At 64.0% G+C, this 1,068-nt stretch carries 1 protein-coding gene and 1 pseudogene; both read left to right on the top strand.

Features of this window, described 5'->3' with window-relative positions; genetic code table 11:
- Nucleotides 1-64: 64 nt before the first annotated feature.
- A protein-coding gene (locus NS365_RS23905; RefSeq protein WP_244498533.1) for an IS5 family transposase occupies nucleotides 65-819 on the top strand; the annotation gives its coding sequence in 2 pieces (ribosomal slippage) (nucleotides 65-397 and nucleotides 400-819; 753 coding nt in all).
- Nucleotides 820-841: 22 nt separating this feature from the next.
- A pseudogene (locus NS365_RS24655) lies at nucleotides 842-1,068 on the top strand (transposase); the annotation flags it as partial.

Raw genomic sequence — 1,068 nt, 5'->3', positions numbered from 1 at the left:
CTAGGCTCAGGACCTATTAATTTGTTTTGAGGCGTGGTTCAGTTAGGCATTGGAGGAACTTCCGATGGCCAAGCTGTTTCTGTTGAGCGAGCGCCAGATAGCGCGGATATCGCCGCACTTCCCGCTGTCCCATGGGGTACCGCGCGTCGACGACCGGCGGGTGGTGAGCGGCATCGTCTACGTGATCCGCAACGGCTTGCAGTGGAAGGACGCGCCGGCCGACTACGGGCCGCACAAGACCTTGTACAACCGCTTCATCCGCTGGTCGCGGCTTGGCGTCTTCAACCGCATCTTCGCCGCGCTTGCGGGTGAAGGATCAAGACCGGAGCGCATCATGATCGATGCCACGCATCTGAAGGCGCACCGCACGGCGGCGAGCCTGCTTAAAGGGGGGATGTTCCCAGACGTATCGGACGCACCAAGGGCGGCCTGAACTCCAAGCTGCACGCCGTCTGCGACGGACAGGGGCGTCCCCTCGTCATGACGCTCACCGAGGGCCAGACCAGCGACTATCGTGGCGCCCGCCTGATGCTGGCGCACTTGCCGCCCGCCAAGGAAATGCTGGCCGACAAGGGCTATGATGCCGACTGGCTGCGCCACGCGCTCGCCGAGCGCGGCATCGCCGCCTGCATTCCGTCACGGGCCAAGCGCAAGAACCCGGTCCCCCACGATCCCGTACTCTACAGGCAGCGCCACAGGATCGAGATCATGTTCGGCCGCCTCAAGGACTGGCGACGCATCGCCACCCGCTACGACCGATGCGCCCACACCTTCTTCTCAGCCATCTGCATCGCGGCCGCCGTCATCTTCTGGCTCTGATCAACGAGTCCTGACACTAGGCGAGCTCCCCGAACTCGGCACGCTCTGCCGACGCCACGTCGCCTCTCTTGCCGGCCTGGCGCCACATGCAAGGGAGAGCGGCACTTGGCGAGGGGCAAGGCGCATCTGGGGCGGGCGACGAAAGGTGCGTGAGGCTCTCTACATCGTGGCCCTTAGCGCTTCACGAAACGTGCCCGTCCTTAAAGAACGCCTTCGCCTCATGGGCAAGGGCCCAAACACGATCGCTAT

Origin of the sequence: Aureimonas ureilytica (assembly GCF_001475935.1) — a bacterium.
In the GTDB taxonomy this organism is placed as follows: Bacteria; Pseudomonadota; Alphaproteobacteria; order Rhizobiales; family Rhizobiaceae; genus Aureimonas; species Aureimonas ureilytica_A.
This window is presented reverse-complemented; position numbering and strand designations above follow the sequence as displayed.